Annotated in this window: 13 protein-coding genes; 2 read left to right on the forward strand and 11 right to left on the reverse strand. The window is 71.3% G+C overall.

Annotation, left to right across the window (positions count from 1 at the left end; all coding sequences use genetic code 11):
* Positions 1 to 266 precede the first annotated feature (266 nt).
* From CTJ15_RS20650 to proV, 3 genes are all read right to left on the reverse strand, one after another.
* Entirely contained in the window at positions 267 to 1,154 is an 888-nt protein-coding gene (locus tag CTJ15_RS20650) for a glycine betaine ABC transporter substrate-binding protein (RefSeq protein WP_019461097.1), read from the reverse strand.
* Between the two features lie 35 nt (positions 1,155 to 1,189).
* Positions 1,190 to 2,113: a proline/glycine betaine ABC transporter permease gene (locus tag CTJ15_RS20655; RefSeq protein ID WP_075821585.1), complete on the reverse strand. Its 924-nt coding sequence runs from the start codon at positions 2,111 to 2,113 to the stop codon at positions 1,190 to 1,192.
* 73 nt (positions 2,114 to 2,186) lie between these two features.
* Entirely contained in the window at positions 2,187 to 3,407 is a 1,221-nt protein-coding gene (gene proV, locus CTJ15_RS20660; protein ID WP_075821595.1) for a glycine betaine/L-proline ABC transporter ATP-binding protein ProV, read from the reverse strand.
* Between the two features lie 791 nt (positions 3,408 to 4,198).
* On the opposite strand from proV, the gene CTJ15_RS20665 reads away from it, so the two are divergent.
* Positions 4,199 to 4,993, forward strand: coding sequence for a DUF2189 domain-containing protein (locus CTJ15_RS20665; RefSeq protein ID WP_226946010.1), 795 nt, complete (start codon positions 4,199 to 4,201; stop codon positions 4,991 to 4,993).
* A 36-nt stretch (positions 4,994 to 5,029) separates the two neighbouring features.
* Here the strand turns inward: CTJ15_RS20665 and CTJ15_RS20670 are convergent, their stop codons facing one another.
* The 3 genes from CTJ15_RS20670 to CTJ15_RS20680 all read right to left on the reverse strand — a co-directional run bounded on the left by CTJ15_RS20670 (position 5,030) and on the right by CTJ15_RS20680 (position 8,326).
* On the reverse strand, positions 5,030 to 6,085 hold the full coding sequence (locus CTJ15_RS20670; protein WP_058389834.1) for an NAD(P)-dependent alcohol dehydrogenase: 1,056 nt from the start codon (positions 6,083 to 6,085) through the stop codon (positions 5,030 to 5,032).
* Positions 6,086 to 6,354: 269 nt separating this feature from the next.
* Positions 6,355 to 8,013 carry an isocitrate lyase gene (locus tag CTJ15_RS20675; RefSeq protein ID WP_226946011.1) on the reverse strand — a complete coding sequence of 553 codons (1,659 nt, stop codon included), beginning with the start codon at positions 8,011 to 8,013 and terminating at the stop codon, positions 6,355 to 6,357.
* 61 nt (positions 8,014 to 8,074) lie between these two features.
* Positions 8,075 to 8,326 (reverse strand): hypothetical protein, encoded by a 252-nt coding sequence (locus CTJ15_RS20680; RefSeq protein WP_075821584.1) that lies wholly within the window; start codon positions 8,324 to 8,326, stop codon positions 8,075 to 8,077.
* Positions 8,327 to 8,783: 457 nt separating this feature from the next.
* Between CTJ15_RS20680 and CTJ15_RS20685 the strand changes: the two genes are divergently transcribed.
* A complete protein-coding gene (locus CTJ15_RS20685) occupies positions 8,784 to 9,452 on the forward strand; it encodes a LysE family translocator (RefSeq protein ID WP_083755392.1) in 669 nt (222 codons plus the stop codon).
* Between the two features lie 258 nt (positions 9,453 to 9,710).
* Here CTJ15_RS20685 and CTJ15_RS20690 read toward each other — a convergent pair whose 3' ends face one another.
* The 5 genes from CTJ15_RS20690 to wecB form a co-directional block, all read right to left on the reverse strand.
* Positions 9,711 to 10,862 (reverse strand): DegT/DnrJ/EryC1/StrS aminotransferase family protein, encoded by a 1,152-nt coding sequence (locus tag CTJ15_RS20690; RefSeq protein WP_075821583.1) that lies wholly within the window; start codon positions 10,860 to 10,862, stop codon positions 9,711 to 9,713.
* Between the two features lie 96 nt (positions 10,863 to 10,958).
* Positions 10,959 to 12,449 carry a nucleotide sugar dehydrogenase gene (locus CTJ15_RS20695; RefSeq protein WP_099781931.1) on the reverse strand — a complete coding sequence of 497 codons (1,491 nt, stop codon included), beginning with the start codon at positions 12,447 to 12,449 and terminating at the stop codon, positions 10,959 to 10,961.
* A gap of 61 nt (positions 12,450 to 12,510) precedes the next feature.
* Positions 12,511 to 14,493: a nucleoside-diphosphate sugar epimerase/dehydratase gene (locus CTJ15_RS20700; protein WP_099781932.1), complete on the reverse strand. Its 1,983-nt coding sequence runs from the start codon at positions 14,491 to 14,493 to the stop codon at positions 12,511 to 12,513.
* Between the two features lie 10 nt (positions 14,494 to 14,503).
* Positions 14,504 to 15,703, reverse strand: a complete 1,200-nt coding sequence (locus tag CTJ15_RS20705) for a glycosyltransferase (protein WP_099781933.1) — start codon at positions 15,701 to 15,703, stop codon at positions 14,504 to 14,506.
* Positions 15,700 to 16,944 carry a non-hydrolyzing UDP-N-acetylglucosamine 2-epimerase gene (gene wecB / locus CTJ15_RS20710; RefSeq protein ID WP_226946012.1) on the reverse strand — a complete coding sequence of 415 codons (1,245 nt, stop codon included), beginning with the start codon at positions 16,942 to 16,944 and terminating at the stop codon, positions 15,700 to 15,702. The genes CTJ15_RS20705 and wecB overlap by 4 nt, the downstream gene beginning before the upstream one ends.
* Between the last annotated feature and the right edge of the window lies 1 nt (position 16,945).

The following is a 16,945-nucleotide window of genomic DNA, read 5'->3' on the forward strand; positions in this document are numbered from 1 at the left end:
GGATATGAGAAAGGCCGCCCGGATCTCCGAGGCGGCCTTGAAACGTGGGAACGCGCGGGCCGCCTGTTCTACAGGGGCCACCACCAGCGGCTGGAGGGTTCGCGCGTGATCATGGCGGATTAGGTAGCCCGTGGTGCGGGGCGGTGCAAGGGGTGTTCCAGGCGGATGGGGCGGCCGCGACCGGCCGTGGACGGGGCGCCGCGGGCCCGAAGGCGGAAGGCCCCCCGGGGAAAGGCGCCACCTCCCCCGGGGGTGCCCGTGCCCGGTCAGGCCGTCTTCAGCCAGGACTCCACGCGGTCCTTGTGGCCGGCGATGTAGTTCGCCACCGCCTTGTCGTAGCTGGTCTCCTGCGCGTCCAGCATGGCCTTCTGCAGCTCGTCCAGCGGCAGGTTCATGCGGGTGAGCAGGCTGGTGACGCCGGGGCTCTGCTCCTTCAGCCCCTTGCGGGCGATGGCATAGACGCTTTCCACGCCACCCATGGCCTTCTCCGGATCGGCGAGGTAGCGGAGGTCGTACTTGCCGAACATCCAGTGCGGGCTCCAGGCCGTCGCCACCACCCACTTCTTGCGGCGCATGGAGCGCTCGATCATCGAGATCATCGCCGCCTCGCTGGATTCCTGCAGCCGGTACATGTCGTCGAGGCCGTAGGTCTTCAGCGCCTCCCGCGACACGCGGGTGAGGCCGGCGCCGGGCTCGATGCCCTGGACGATGCCGCCGAGCTTCTCCCGCACCTCGCCGCTCTTGAGGTCGGCGAAGGAGTTCAGCTCCTCCTTGGGGACATAGTCGGGGACCACCCAGCCCAGCCTGGCATCGGTGTAGAGCACGCCGAGGCGGTCCACCTTGCCCTCGATGCGCTTCCAGTAGTCGGCATGGGTCTCGGGCAGCCAGAGTTGCAGCATGGCGTCCACGTCGCCGCGGGTGATGCCCTGGTAGAGCGGGGCGATATCGCTCTGCATCAGCACCGCCTCGACGTTCAGGCGGTCCTGCATCAGCTTCGCCGCCAGCTTGGTGACGAATTCCGCATCGGCCCAGGGGGCGTAGCCGAGGGTGACCTTCTGCCGCGCCTGCGCCAGGGCCGGGCGGGCGAGGGTGCCGGTGAGCAGCGTGCCGCCCGCGGCGGCGGTGAGGGTGAGGAGGTTGCGCCGGTTCAGCATGGGGCGTCTTCCTTTCTGCGGTTCGTGTGTGGCGGTCAGTGGCTGGCCAGGCGGGCGGCGGTGCCGCCCTGCTTCGCCTCATCCTCGCCCTGGGTCTTGCGCGCGAAGAGAGCGCGCAGGCCGGGGACCAGGGCGGGGCGCTTCTGGCCGAAGCTCTGGGTGATGCGGTCGAGCAGCACGGCCAGGATCACGACGGCGAGGCCGCCCTCGAAGCCGGTGCCGACATCGAGGCGCTGGATGCCGGTGAGCACGGTGTTGCCCAACCCGCCCGCGCCGATCATCGAGGCGATCACCACCATCGACAGCGACAGCATGATCGTCTGGTTGATGCCGGCCATGATGGAGGGCAGCGCGTTCGGGAGCTGCACCTTCATCAGCAGCTGGCCCGGCGTGCAGCCGAAGGCGAGGCCCGCCTCGATGAACTCGCTGTTCACCTGGCGCAGGCCCAGATTGGTCAGGCGCACGACCGGCGGCATGGCGAAGATCACCGTGGCGATCGTGCCGGGCACGGCGCCGAGGCCGAAGAACATGGCGGCCGGGATCAGGTAGACGAAGGCCGGCATGGTCTGCATCAGGTCGAGCACGGGGCGGACCACCAGGGCCACGGCCTCGCTGCGCGCCATGGCGATGCCGAGCGGCACGCCGACCACGATGGCGATGACGGTGGCGGAGAGGACGAGGGAGAGGGTCTCCATCGTGCGCTCCCAGAGATCCATGCCGAGGACCACGAAAAGGGCTGCCACGGCGAAGAGGGCGAACTTCCAGCCCACGCGCCAGAGGGCGAGGAGCACGATCACCGCCACGGCGGCCAGCGGCGGGACGCCGGTCAGGGCCGCCTTGATGGTGCCGGTGACGAAGCCGATCACCATGGCGATGCCGTCGAGGAAAGGCATGAAGTGGTCGAGGATGTAGTTGACGACGGTGTCGGCGGCTTCGCCGATGCCGAGATGCATGTTCATGGAACGGGTTCCGGTGCTGTGGGCCCGAGGGGGCGCGGGAAGGTCCGCGGTAGGGCGCCGCGGAGGCCTCGCCTCAGGCGGCGCGGTCCAGGGTCATCAGCAGGGCGGACTTGCTGATGGAGCCGATGTAGCGCCGCTGCGCGTCGATCACGGGCACGGGCCAGGGGCTCTGCGCGACGCGGCCGAGCACGTCGGACAGCGTCTGGTCGGCGTCGATCGGCTCGATCTCGGACAGGAAGGCGCGATGATAGGGGTCCGCCTCGCCGCTGCGGGCGGCGCGGGCGAGGGATTCCGCGCTGACCATGCCGTGGTAACGGCGGTCGCGCCCCACCACGATGGCGACGTCGCGGTCGTGCCGGCGCATGCGCTCCAGCGCTGCCGGAACGGCGAGGCCCTTGCGCTCGATCAGCACGACCTGCGCGTCGCGCGCCACGTCGCCGGCGCGGAAGACCTGCGACACGTCCACGTTGCGGAAGAAGGAGCGGACATAGTCGTTGGCCGGGTTGGTCACGATCTCGTCCGGCGTGCCGACCTGCACCACGTTGCCGTGCTGCATGATGGCGATGCGGTCGCCGATGCGCATGGCCTCGTCGAGGTCGTGGCTGACGAAGATGATGGTGCGGCTGTGCTCGGACTGCAGGCGCAGAAGCTCGTCCTGCATCTCCGTGCGGATCAGCGGGTCGAGGGCCGAGAAGGCCTCGTCCATCAGCAGCACGGTCGGCTCGCTCGCCAGCGCGCGGGCGAGGCCGACGCGCTGCTTCATGCCGCCCGAAAGCTGGTCGGGGCGGCTCTGGGCATAGGCGGCGAGGCCCACACCCTCCAGCGCCGCCATGGCCTTGGCATGGCGCTCCGCCTCGGCCACGCCCGCGACCTCCAGCCCGAAGGCGGCGTTGTCGAGCACCGTGCGGTTGGGCAGCAGGGCGAAGGACTGGAAGACCATGCTCATGTCGCGGCGGCGCAGCTCGGTCAGCTCGCGCTTCGACATGCGGGTGATGTCCTGGCCCTCCACCAGGATGGCGCCGGAGGTCGGCTCGATCAGGCGGTTGAGCAGGCGCAGCAGGGTGGACTTGCCGGAGCCGGAAAGGCCCATGATCACGAAGATCTCGCCGGCCATGATGTCGAAGTTCGCGCCGTTGACGCCCAGCGTGCAGCCGGTCTCGGCGTGGATCTCGTCCTTGCCCTTGCCCTGGCGCACCATCTCCATGGCGCGGTCGGGATGGTCGCCGAAGACCTTGTAGACATCGCGCAGGGCGATCTTCACCTGCGGCTCGGTGGCCGTGTCTGCGGTGGTCATCGCCAGTGGGGAACCGGTCGCGGACATCCCGGGGGATGTCGCGGTCGTCGCCGTATCCATATGCCTCTCCCAGTTGGCCATCCGCCCTGGGATGGCACTCACCTCCATGCGAGCGGCCGCCGGCAGGCACGGCCGCTATGAGCACAGAACGGGCGGAAAGTTCCTTGTCGGACCCTTCTGCCCCGAAAATGACACAATGATGTGCCGCTGCCGTAAATAAGCTCGATCGCGATGTAGAATGGATGAACTGGATTGTCCACACCTAACGGCACAGACATGCGCTATGTGGGAAGCAATCCGGAAAGATGATTACCTGCGCATGGCCAGGAGTTAGGGGCCGAGTCCATCGGCGGCAGGGCGAATTATTCTTGTGGCGCCCTGGGATATGCTCGGTGTGCGAAGGCTTTTCCTGCTTGGCTTCCGCGCGGAGGAAAGGATTGACTGATCCGGTTCTGGGACACCCTATCACGATATTGTAACCTCGTGAAACAGCGCGCGCAGATTGCCGAATCGGGTTCACTCTTCACCGCGAAATGACCATCCATTCGCCAGCCCTCCGGCTGGAATCTTCTGGAAAATGGCCTCGTTTCCGCCCAGATCAGGGATAGCCGGACCGCCGCTTTCCAGGACGGGCCCGGTGGCGGGCAGACCGATCGATGGAGCACGGCGCCACAAGCAGCGATGGGCCCTGGCAGGAGTCCTGACCCGGCCCGGTCACTCTCTGGACCGCCTCGGCCACGTGCCCCTCCCATGGTTCCCGCCGGGCCCATGCATTCGGGAGGGTAGAGAGAATGGTGAGGAATCCGTCCGCGGCCGCCGGCACCATGGGGGTGCCCGCGCGTCCCGTCATCCGCCGCATCGGCTATGACGACCTGCGCGCCGCGCTGTCCGAAGGATGGCGGGATTTCCGGGAAACACCGACCCAGCTGGTCTTCCTGGGCGTGATCTACCCACTGGTCGGCTTCGTCGCCGCCCGCGCGGCCTTCGGCTACGAGCTGCTGCCGCTGCTCTTCCCCATGCTGGCGGGCATCAGCCTGCTCGGCCCTGTCGCTGCGCTGGGGCTCTATGAGATCAGCCGCCGCCGCGAGCGTGGCGAGCCGGCCTCCTGGGTGAACGCCTTCGACGTGCTGCGCTCGCCCTCGCTCTTCTCCATCGCGGCGCTGGGCGTGGTGCTCTTCGCCATCTTCGTCGCCTGGCTCTTCGTGGCCAAGGCCATCTATGTCGCCACGCTGGGCGCCGCCCCGCCGGACTCGATGGGCGAGTTCCTGCGCGACGTGCTGCGGACGCGCGAAGGGCGCAGCATGATCCTGCTCGGCAACGGCGCGGGCTTCTTCTTCGCCCTGCTGGTGCTGAGCATCTCGGCGGTGTCCTTCCCGCTCCTGCTGGACCGCGGCGTCGGCGTGGCGGAGGCGGTGCGCGCCTCGATGCGGGCCATGGCCACCAATCCGGGGCCGATGCTCGGCTGGGGCCTGGCCGTGGCGGTGCTTCTGGTCCTGGGCTCGCTGCCCTGCTTCGTCGGGCTGGCCGTGGTCATGCCCGTCCTGGGCCACGCCACCTGGCACCTGTACCGGCGCCTCGTGGCATGAGGGGAGGCGGCCGGGGCCCCGCGCCCCGGCCGGCCGTCAGGCGGCCTCGGGCAGGGTCGCCATGTCGATCACGAAGCGGTACTTCACGTCGGACCGGATCATGCGCTCATAGGCGGTGTTGATCTCGTCCATGCGGATCATCTCGATGTCCGAGGTGATGCCGTGCTCGCCGCAGAAATCCAGCATCTCCTGCGTTTCCGCGATGCCGCCGATCAGCGAGCCGGCGAAGCTGCGGCGCTTGAAGATCAGGCTGAACACGGCGACCGGCAGGGGCTGCTCCGGCGCGCCCACCTGCACCAGCGTGCCGTCGCGCTTCAGCAGGCCGAGATAGGCGTTGATGTCGTGCTGCGCCGCCACGGCGTCGAGGATGAAGTCGAAGCTGTTGGCCTCCCTGGCCATCGCCGCCTCGTCCCGTGACAGCACCACCTCATGCGCGCCGAGGCGCAGCGCGTCCTCGACCTTGCTGGCGGAGGTGGTGAAGAGCACGACATGCGCGCCGAAGGCCCGGGCGAACTTCACCGCCATATGGCCGAGTCCGCCCAGGCCGACGATGCCGACGCGCTGGCCGGGGCCGACCTTCCAGTGCCGCAGCGGGGAATAGGTGGTGATGCCGGCGCAGAGCAGCGGCGCCACCGCGGCGAGGTCCAGCTTCTCCGGCACCTTCAGCACGAAGGCCTGGTCCACCACCACGGCGCGGGAATAGCCGCCGAAGGTATGGCCGCCGCCGTGCCTGTCGTCGCCGTTATAGGTGCCGACGAAGCCGCGCTCGCAGTACTGCTCCAGCCCTTCCTGGCAGCTCGCGCATTCGCGGCAGGAATCGACCATGCAGCCGACGCCGGCGAGGTCACCCACCTTGAAGCGAGTCACGGCATCGCCGACCGCCGCGACGCGGCCGACGATCTCATGGCCGGGCACGCAGGGATAAAGGGTGTTGTGCCACTCGTTGCGGGCTTGGTGCAGGTCGGAGTGGCAGACGCCGCAATAGAGGATGTCGATCCGCACATCCGTCGGGCCGGGATCGCGGCGCTCGAAGGTGAAGGGGGCGAGCGGTGCCGTGGCCGCTTCCGCGGCATAGCCGGTGCAGGTGAACATGCGGATGTCCTCGCACGAAGAAGGCAGGGGAAAGGATCGCGGCCGCCCTCGTGGGTGGCGCGGAGGAAAAGGCGGCAAAAGAGCGCGTGCGGGGAACTTGGCGATGGGAAGGGGTTTTGGCCAGATCTCCCGGCGCCCGGATGGGAGGGGGAGGCGGGCTGATCAAGGGAAGGTGATGGGCGGCGGAGCCTTCCTCCCAAAGGGCGGCGAACAGGCGAAGGGCCGCCCCGGTGCGGGGGCGGCCCTGGCGTTGTGGAGGAGACGCCCGTTCAGGCGAACTGGTTCATCGTGTTGTGGGCGCCGCTGGCCTTGAGCGCGGCCTCGCCGGCGAAGTACTCCTTGTGCTCGTCGCCGATATCGGAGCCCGCCATGTTCTGGTGGCGGACGCAGGCGACGCCGCGGCGGATCTCCTGCCGCTGCACGTCCAGCACGTAGCCGAGCATGCCCTGCTCGCCGAAATACTTCTGCGACAGCGTGTCGGTGGACAGCGCGGCCGTGTGATAGGTCGGCAGCGTGATCAGGTGATGGAAGATGCCGGCGCGCTTCGAGGCATCGGCCTGGAAGCTGCGGATGCGGGCATCCGCCTCCTCCGCCAGATCGCTCCCGTCATAGTCCACGCTCATCAGCTTCGCGCGGTCATAGGCGGAAACGTCGCGGCCTTCCTCCTTCCAGGCATCATAGACCTGCTGGCGGAAGCTCAGCGTCCAATTGAAGGAAGGCGAGTTGTTGTACACCAGCTTGGCGTTCGGCACGACCTCGCGCACCCGGTCCATCATGCTGGCGATCTGCTCGACATGCGGCTTCTCGGTCTCGATCCAGAGCAGGTCGGCGCCGTTCTGCAGCGAGGTGATGCTGTCCAGCACGCAACGGTCCGCGCCGGTGCCAGGGCGGAACTGATAAAGGTTGCTGGGCAGGCGCTTCGGGCGCAGCAGCCTGCCCTCGCGGCGGATCAGCACGTCGCCGTCCTTCGCCTGCCCGGCGGTGATCTCCTCGCAGTCCAGGAAGGCGTTGTACTGGTCGCCGAGATCGCCCGGCTCGCGGCTATAGGCGATCTGCTTGGTCAGGCCGGCGCCGAGCGAGTCCGTGCGGGTGACGATGATGCCCTCCGGCACGCCGAGCTCCAGGAAGGCGTAGCGGATGGCGCGGATCTTCTGGATGAAGTCCTCGTGCGGCACCGTCACCTTGCCGTCCTGGTGGCCGCACTGCTTCTCGTCGGAAACCTGGTTCTCGATCTGCAGCGCGCAGGCGCCCGCCTCGATCATCTTCTTCGCCAGGAGATAGGTCGCCTCGGCATTGCCGAAGCCCGCGTCGATATCGGCGATGATCGGCACCACATGCGTCTGGTGGCTTTCCGCCCTGGCCAGCAGCTCCGCCGCCTTCGCCTGGTCGCCCGCGGCCTGGGCCTTGTCATAGGCGCGGAACAGGTCGTTCACCTCGCGCGAGTCCGCTTGGCGCAGGAAGGTGTAGATCTCCTCGATCAGCGCGGGGACGCTGGTCTTCTCGTGCATCGACTGGTCGGGCAGGGGGCCGAATTCCGAGCGCAGCGCCGCCACCATCCAGCCGGAGAGGTAGATGTAGCGCCGCTCCGTGCCGCCGAAATGCTTCTTCACCGCGATCATCTGCTGCTGGGCGATGAAGCCGTGCCAGGCGCCGAGCGACTGGGTGTAGAGCGCCGGGTCCCTGTCATAGGTCGCCATGTCGGCGCGCATGATGCCGGCGGTATAGCGCGCGATGTCGAGGCCGGTACGGAAGCGGTTCTGCAGGCGCATGCGGGCGGCGGATTCAGGGCTGATCGCGTCCCAGGTGCCGTGCCGGCTCTCCACCAGCTTGCCGATCTGCTCGACATCGTCGCGATAGGCGGAGGCGCCGCCACGCGGGCCCGGGAAGCCGCCGCTCAGTCCATCCGGTGCGTGGTTCGGGAAGGGCATGTCTCTGTTCCTGCTGTCGTGAAGGCGTCTGCCGTGGTGGCCGTGGCGCGGCCCGGAAGGGTCAGCTGTAGTGGAGGTCGTCGTGCACGGCGCTGCTGGGCGTGCGCACGCTGGCCGCGTCGGCCACCAGGCGCTCGGGCCGCAGGCCCACCGGCCCTTCCTCACGACGATCGTTCGCCCAGTCGTGGTTGTGCACCAGGCCGTCGTCATAGGTGTTCTCGTCCCGCGGCTGCGCGGACGCCGCGTCGCTGGCCGGCAGGTTCCGCGACTGGGTCACGGCGGGGATGGTCTGGGTCTTGGTGGTGATGAACATGGCTTCGGTCTCCCTCTGATCTGAGAACGACTTCTCGTCGGACATAGAACGTCCGTCTCGCCTCGGAGGGAACACCGGATTTACATCCGGCCTTGTAAAGCTGTTACATGATTTACTGCTGATTTATTCAATGAGTAAACCCTGTAAAGAAATGCACTTCTTGGCCGGGAGGTATGGCCGGATGCCGGAGAGTGGCTGCGGCCGGTTCCGGAATGGTGCGGGGCAGCACGGAATCCGCGTTGACGCCACCAGCCATCGCCATCCATCCTGTTCGCGGAATGTTGAGCCGACTCCTCCCCGTTGCGCGACAAGCGCTGCAAGCACAGCCGGTCACGGCCTGTGCCGAGGGGATGCGTGTGACCTGTCCGGGCCCCGGCCCGGCACAGGGCGGTGGCCGGAGACGATCCGCCTCCTAAGGACCCGACATCCGCAACCCTCAGCAGGCCCCGCCGACATCATGTCGCGGGGCTTTTTCTTTGCCTTCGCCGAACGGGAGTTCCGCGTGGAACCGAGCATCCCCCTTGCCCTTTTCCTTAAGGCTGCAGGCTTCGGCCTGGCCGTCGCCGCGCCGGTCGGGCCGATGAGCCTGCTCTGCATGCGACGCTGCCTGGGGCAAGGCTGGCAGGCCGGGCTCGCCACGGGGGCGGGGATCGCGCTGGGCGATGCGTGCTACGCTCTGGTGGCGGCGTTGGGGCTTTCCGGCTTGTCGGGCTTCCTGCTGGCACAGGAGAAGCCGCTGCACCTCGCCGCCGGGCTGTTCCTGCTCTATCTCGGCCTGCGAAGCTGGTGCCGCCGCCCCGCCGAGACCGCGCCCGGGGCGGTGCAGGCGCGCTCCTGGCCCGCGCTGGCGAGCGCCTTCCTGCTGACGCTCACCAACCCGCCCACGATCCTGATGTTCGCGGCGATCTTCACTGCCCTGGCGCCGCGCAACGGATTCGACATGGCCACGGCCGTCCTCACCGTGCTGGGCGTCTTCGCCGGCTCGATGCTCTGGTGGTGCGGGCTGGTCGCAGCACTCACCCGCCTGCACCACCTCCTCACCCCGCGCGCCCGCCTCTGGATCGACCGCCTCGCCGGCCTCGTCCTGGCCGGCTTCGGCCTCGCCACCCTGCGTCGGGGTTTCTGAAAGGATCAGGCCGGGGCCAGAGGGGCTCTGCCCCTCTGGACACCCCGCCAAGGGACGTTAGTCCCTTGGAACCCTGTGAGCGCTCCGCGAGGAGGGGGATGGTTCCGCCGTTTCGCCAGATGGCGACGGGTGTCCTGTCCCCCCTCCTCGCGGAGCGCTCATGGCGGGGTCTCGGGGGGATACTATCCCCCTGAGCGGCCCCTCCTTCAACAAAGGGTCCGGGAGGCAGAGCCTCCCGGAGCGCCGCGTCCGATCCCCTCAGAGCGCCGACAGGATGGCGTGGCAGACGCGGTCGGCCTGGGATTCGTCGAGATAGGGGTGCATCGGCAGGCTGAGGATGCGGGTGCAGAGGTCCTCGCTGACCGGCAGGGCGCCGCCGGCGTGGTGGCCGCGATAGGCCGGCTGGTGATGCAGAGGCAGCGGGTAGTAGATGCCCGTGGGCACCCCGGCGGCCTTGCAGGCCTCCTGGACGCGGGGGCGGTCGGCGGCCTCCGGCAGGGTGATGGAATAGAGGCCCCAGGCGCTCCCGGCACCGGGGCGCTGGGCCTGGGTCTGCACACGGTTGCCCAGGCGTTCCGCATACCAGCCGGCGATACGGGCGCGGCTGCGGAGTTCCTCCTCGAAAAGCGGCAGCTTGCAGAGCAGGATGGCGGCCTGGATCGTGTCGAGGCGGCCGTTCATGCCGGTGCGCAGCACCTCGTAGCGCTGCTTGCCCTCGCCATGGGTGCGCAGCGAGCGGTACAGCTCGGCCTTCTCGTCGCTGTCGGTCAGGATGGCGCCGCCATCGCCGTAGCAGCCCAGCGTCTTGGTCGGATAGAAGCTGAGCGCCACCGCCCCGCCCCAGCGGCCCAGGCGCTTGCCGTCGAGGCTGGCGCCGAAGGCCTGGGCGGCGTCGTCGAGGGCGAACATGCCTTCCTCGGCGCAGATCGCCTCGATGGCCGGCCAGTCGGCGGGCAGGCCGAAGAGGTCCACGCCCACCACGGCGCGCGGGCGCAGCTTGCCTTCCGCCTTCACCGTGGCGATGCGGCGCTTCAGGTCGGCGATGTCGATGTTGAAGCTCCGCGGGTCCACGTCCACGAAGACGGGGGTGGCGCCGAGCACCAGCGGCACCTCGGCGGTGGCGGTGTAGGTGAAGGCGGGCAGAAAGACCGCGTCGCCGCGGCCGATGCCCTCGGCCATCATGGCGATCTGCAAGGCGTCGGTGCCGGAGGAGACGCCGACCGCGTGCCGGCAGCCGGCGAAGGCGGCGAGCTGCTTCTCCAGCTCGTCCACTTCGGGGCCCTGCACGAAGCGGCCGGAATCCAGCACCGAGGCGATGCGGCGGTCCAGCTCGCCGCGGATCAGCGCCTGCTGCGCCTTCATGTCGAAGAGGGCGATGGGGCGGGGGGAGGACTCGGAAGCGGCGGTCATGGCATTCCAGCTGGCTGGGGACCCGGCCCGGTGGCCCGGCCCCGTTCGGGGAGTGCGGGCCCGCCCCGGTGCCGCCGGGGGCGGCAGGGGCTGGCCCTATGCGGGGACGATGTAGGCCCCGCCGCCCCCGGGGGCCAAGTCACCCTTCGTATCGCCCGGCAATCTTGCTCCCGGCGTCCGGGGCTGCGGGCCGAGGAAGCCCGCCTGTTCCTCCCGCATCCCGCTGAGCGGCCAGGAGGCCGGAGGGGGCATGGCGGGTGCCGGGGCCGGCCGGGAAAGGCCGGGCTGGCGCAGGGCGCCGCGCGTGTCCACCACCAGCCGGGCATGGCGGCGCACCAGTTCCAGCGGCATGTCGCTATGGGGGGTCACGATCACCACCGCATCCTGCCCGGCCAGCAGGGCGGGGGTGAGGTCCTGGCTGCGCAGCTCCGGCGCCGTGCCGGCGAGGCGCCGCGTCACCGGGAAGCGCGGCACCAACGGGTCGTGGTAGGCCAAGGCCGCGCCATGGCCCTCCAGGATGCGGAAGATCTCCACCGCCGGGCTTTCCCGCGTGTCCGGCACGTCGGGCTTGTAGGCGAGGCCGAGCAGCAGCACGCGGGCGCCGCGCAGGGTGCGGCCACGCGCGTCCAGCGCGTCGCGCAGGCGGTTCACCACGTAATGCGGCTGGGCATCGTTCACCCGGCCCGCCAGCTCGATGAAGTCGCTCGGCACGCCCAGTTCCCGCGCCTTCCAGGCGAGGTAGTAGGGGTCCACCGGGATGCAGTGGCCGCCGAGGCCGGGACCGGGGCGGAAAGGCATGAAGCCGAAGGGCTTGGTGGCGGCGGCGTCGATCACCTCGTGCACGTCGATGGCCATGGCGTGGCTGAGGCGCTTGAGCTCGTTCACCAGGCCGATGTTCACCGCGCGGAAGACATTCTCGTAGCACTTCGCCAGCTCCGCCACGGCGAGCGAGGAGACCGGCACGACCGAGCCCGCCACGGGGGCGTAGAGCGCCTCCCCCACGGCGCGGCAGGCCGGCGTGGCGCCGGCCACCAGCTTGGGCACCCGGCCCACCGTGCCCTCGGGGTTGCCGGGGTCCTCGCGCTCCGGGCTGTAGATGCAGAAGGCATCGCGGCCGGCCTGCAGCCCGGCCTCGGCCAGGACGGGCAGCACGTATTCCTCGGTGGTGCCGGGATAGGTGGTGCTTTCCAGCGAGAGCGCCTGCCCGGGGCGCAGGAAGGGCCGCAGGGCGCGCAGCGTGTCGCGCACGGCGGACAGGTCGGGCTCCTTGTGCGGGCCGATCGGGGTGGGGACGCAGATCACCAGCGCGTCGCAGGCCGCCGCCGCCGCCATGCCGGCATGGGCCTCGATGCTCGCGGCCGCCACGCGCGAATCGGCGATGCCGTGGACGGGCGAGCGCCCGGCCCGCACCGCCGCCACCTTGTCCGGGTCGATGTCGAAGCCGGTGACGCGGAAGCCCGTCTCGGCATAGCGCAGGGCCAGCGGAAAGCCCGCATAGCCCAGGCCGATCATGCCGATCCGGGCCTGCCGCGCCTCCAGCCGCCGGATCAGGCCGCGGGCGCGGGAAGGCAGGAAGGGGGCATTCATCGCGGGCCTCCATCGGCCCGCCGTATGCCTGGGCGGGCCGCTCCGGCGACCCGGGGAAGGGTCAGGCCCCCCGCGCCGCCGCGTGATGCGGGTCGTGGTCGAATTCCGGCACCAGGCGCGAAAGCTGCGCCAGGGCCTGCTTGGGCTGCCCGGCGCGGCAGGCGGCGGCGATCTCGTCGATCGCCCGGCCCACCAGTGCCGGATCGGCGGTGCGGGGCGTGGCCACCAGCAGGCCGGGGAAGCGCGTCGGGTTCGGCGGCTCCTGCCCGTGGAACAGCTCCTCGTAGAGCTTCTCGCCCGGGCGCAGGCCGGTGAAGCGGATCGCCACATCCTCGTCCGGGCGCAGCCCGGCGAGGCGGATCATGCGGCGCGCGAGGTCCACGATCTTCACCGGATCGCCCATGTCGAGCACGAAGATCCCGCCCTCGCGCAGCTCCGGCGGCTGGTCGGCGCGGTCCTCCGCCCCCACCACGCTGGCCTGGAGCACCAGCCCCACGGCCTCGCGCACCGTCATGAAATACCGGCGCATGTCCGGATGGGTGACGGTCAGCGGCCCGCCGCGCTCCAGTTGCCGCCGGAACAGCGGCACGACCGAGCCGGTGGAGCCCAGCACGTTGCCGAAGCGGACGGTGACGCAGCGCATGCCGCCATGGCCGCTGGCCGCTCCCTGGCGGGCCTGCATGTCGAGGCCCTGGCAGTACATCTCCGCCAGCCGCTTGCCGGCGCCCATCACCGAGGTCGGGTTCACCGCCTTGTCGGTGGAGATGAAGACCATCTCGACGGCCCCCGCCGCCCGGGCCGCGTCGGCCACGATGCGGGTGCCCTGGGCGTTGGTCAGCAGCCCCTCGGCCGGGTCGTTCTCCACCATCGGCACATGCTTCAGCGCCGCGGCGTGGAAGACCAGCTCGGGCCGGGCCTCCTCCATCAGCCGCCGGATGCGGGTCTCGTCCCGCACATCCGCCAGCACCGCCCGGCGGGGCACCTCGGGGTGCAGCTCGCCCAGCTCCAGGTCGATCGAGTAGAGGGCGAACTCCCCATGGTCCAGCAGCGTCAGCATGGCGGGGCCGAGGCCCGCCACCTGCCGCGCCAGCTCCCCGCCGATGGTGCCGCCGGCGCCCGTCACCAGCACCCGCCGGCCCCGCACCAGCCGGGCGATGCCCTCGCGGTCCAGCGGCACCTGGGGCCGGTCCAGCAGCTCCTCGATGCCGATCGGGCGCAGCGTGATGCGGCGCTCCGCCCCCAGGGGCCCCCCGTCCGGGCGCTGCCGCTCCGGCGCCGTGGGGTCCAGCGCGGTCGGGCGCGGGGCGCGGCGCACGGTCACGCCGTGGCGGTCGGCCGCATCCAGCAGCGCCTCCAGCTCCTTGCCCGAAACGTCGCTGCCCACCAGAACCAGGGTGGCGGGCAGCCGGTTCTGTTCCCGCAGCCGCTCCAGCACCTCGTCCGCATCGTCCAGCGCGCCCAGGATCGGCACGCCCAGGATTCGCCGCCCGGCCTGCCGCGCCCGGGGCGCCAGGATGCCCAGCACCCGGAAGCCCGGCACGCGCTGCGCCGAAAGGGCGCGCAGGAAGAGGTCGGCGGCATCGCCGGCGCCGGCCAGCATCACCGTGCGGGCCGGGGCTTCTCCCGAGGACAGGGCGCGGGCACCCCGGTAATGGGTGTGGCGCATCCGCACCGCCATGCGCGCCGCGCCCAGCAGGGCGACCAGCGATCCGGCATGGAGGAAGGGGAAGGCGATGCTGGGCGGCCCCCAGCCGCGCACCGGCCCGGCCACGAACAGGCCCAGCGAGAAGAGCGCGGCCATGGTCACGGCGGCGGCCAGCACGGCCAGCATGTCCGGCAGGCCGGAGAATCGCCAGTACTGCCGGGCCAGCCGCAGCGGCACGGCCCCCAGCAGGAAGGCCCCCAGCCCGCCGATCAGGGCGGGCGGCCACCACAGGGCCGGTGGCCAGTCCCCGGGTGCGTCGAGCCACAGGGCGAGCGGCAGGGCCGCCGCCGCCAGGGCGAGGTCCACGAGGAAGTTCAGCAGGATGCGTCTGGGCGCCATCCATCCTCGTCTAGCCCCTCCCGGGGAGGGGGGCCAAGCGCCCGTAAAGGCCGGTCAGACGTTCGGCTTCCGCAGCCCAGCCGTAACGCCCCAGGGCGGCCTCGCGTCCCGCCGCGCCCATCCGGGCGCGCAGGGCGGGGTCGCGCAGGGTTTCCACCGCCGCCGCGATGGCACGGGGGCAGGCGGTGTCCACCAGCAGGCCGCAGCCGCTGTCCCGCACCACGTCGGCGACCTCGGTGGCGAAATCCGGGGCGATCACCGGCAGGCCGGCCAGCATGCAGTCGAACAGCTTGTGCGGCAAAGCGAGGCGGTGGTTCTCCACCCCGGGCTGGAACAGGACGAGGCCGATATCCGCCCCGGCCAGGGCCTCCAGCGCCGCCGGCTGCGGCATCCAGCCCAGCCGCTCCACCCGGTCCTCCAGCAGCAGCAGCCGGGCCAGGGCCAGGAACTCCGCCTCGCTGCCATCGGCGAAGCGGCCGATCAGCCGCAGCCGCGCCTGCGGCGGGCCCAGCGCCAGGGCCTGCAGCATCTCCTCCGAGCCGCGGCTGCGGGTCAGGCTGCCCAGATGCGCCAGGACCAGCGGGCCGGGGGCGTGCCGGCGGGGGGCGAGGGGCAGGGGCTCGGCATAGTTGCGCACCGCGGCCAGCCGGGGCGCGGCGCGGAAATCCTCGTCCAGCCCGTCCTTGGCCACCACCACCGCATCGGCCCGCGCCGCCATGGCGCGGCAGGCCCGGCGGATCGCCGCCCTTGCCAGCGGCGCCAGCACGGGACGCAGCGCCCGGGGCAGGCGGTGGTCGAGGCGGGAGGGGTAGTGCTCGTGGACATCGAGCACCACCCGCGTGTCGCGGCCACGCGCGGCGATCAGCGCGGCCAGCCAGGAATCGGGCTCCGAGGCATGCAGCACCGCCGCGTCGCAGGCGCGGGCGCGGCGGGCCAGGGCGGGGATGCCGAGCAGCCGCCCCAGCCAGCCCGGCCGGCGGCGATAGGGCACGAGAAACACGCCGCGCGACTGTGCCGGGGGTCGGGCCGTGACGCCGGAGGCGGGCTGGGGGCAGAGATGCCACACCCGCCAGCCGGCGGCGGCCAGGGCGGCGCCCTCCTTGCCGACGACGCGCACATCCTCCGGCGGATGGGCGGCGGACAGCATCACCACGAGGGGCGCCGATGCCCTGGCGCCGGCGCGGAGGGGCGAGGGGGCGAGGGCGTTCACGCCGCCACCCCCGGAGCCATCCCCAAGGAAGCGCCCAGGCCGGGCAGGGCTTCGCGCAGATGTGCGACCATCCGCGCCCCGGCCTGCCCGTCCCAGAGAGGGATCGGCCGGGCGGCGGGCCAGCGGCCCTGGAGGACCTCCTCCACCGCCCCGGGCAGATCCTCCGGCCGGACCAGCCGGTTGGCACCGGACAGCAGCGTCACCGGCCGCTCGGTGGAAGGGCGCAGGGTCAGGCAGGGCAGGTCCAGCGCCGCCGCCTCCTCCTGCAAGCCGCCGCTGTCGGTGGCGACCAGCCGGGCCCGCGCCATCAGCGACAGGAAGGCGCCGTAGCGCAGGGGCGGCAGGCGCAGGATGCCGGGGGGAAGCGTCAACCCCTGCGCGTCCCCGAGGGCGGCCCCAAGGGCGGCCAGCCGTGCCGCCGTGCGTGGATGCAGCGGCCAGACAAGGGGCAGGCGGCGCGCGGCCTCGCCGGCGGCGCGCAGCAGCGCGGCCAGCGCGGCGGGGCTGTCCACATTGGCCGGGCGGTGCAGGGTGAGCAGCCCGTAGCCGCCGGGCCGCAGCCCCCCGGGCAGCGGCAGCCGACGGGCGGCGGGCAGGGCGCGGAGGAGGCTGTCCACCATCGCATTGCCCACCGCCCGGACCGTCCGGGGGGAATGTCCCTCGGCCAGGAGGCGGGCGGCCGTTTCCTGGTCGGGGGCCCAGAGGAGGTCGCTCACCGCATCGATGGCGCGGCGGTTGATCTCCTCCGGCATGTCGCGCTCGCCGCAGCGCAGCCCAGCCTCCAGATGCGCCACGGGGATACCCAGCTTGCGCGCCGCCAGCGCGGCGGCCAGGGCGCCGTCCACGTCGCCGGGCACCACCACCAGGGCGGGGCGGCGCGTTTCCCAGAACGCGGCGCAGGCCATCAGGGTGCGGCCGGTCAGCTCGGCATGGCTGCCCCCGGCGATGCCAAGGGAGACGTCCGGCGCCGGCAGGCCGAGATCGGCCAGATGGTCGCCGAACATGGCGGCGTCGTGGTGCTGGCCGGTGTGCAGGATCACCGGCCGTGCGCCCATCGGATTCTCCCGCAGCGCGTGCCAGAGGGCGGCGATCTTGGGCAGGTTCGGCCGGGCGGCGGCCACCAGGTGCAGCTCGGGCAGGCGCGGCCCGGGCGGAGGGGACGGGGCGGGCCCTGGCGCGGCGGGGGCGGGACCGTCCGGCAGGCGGGTTTCCGGGGCCGCGGGGGAGGCGGGGCGGGGCATG

Source organism: Roseomonas sp. FDAARGOS_362, from assembly GCF_002754815.1.
GTDB lineage: Bacteria > Pseudomonadota > Alphaproteobacteria > Acetobacterales > Acetobacteraceae > Roseomonas > Roseomonas mucosa.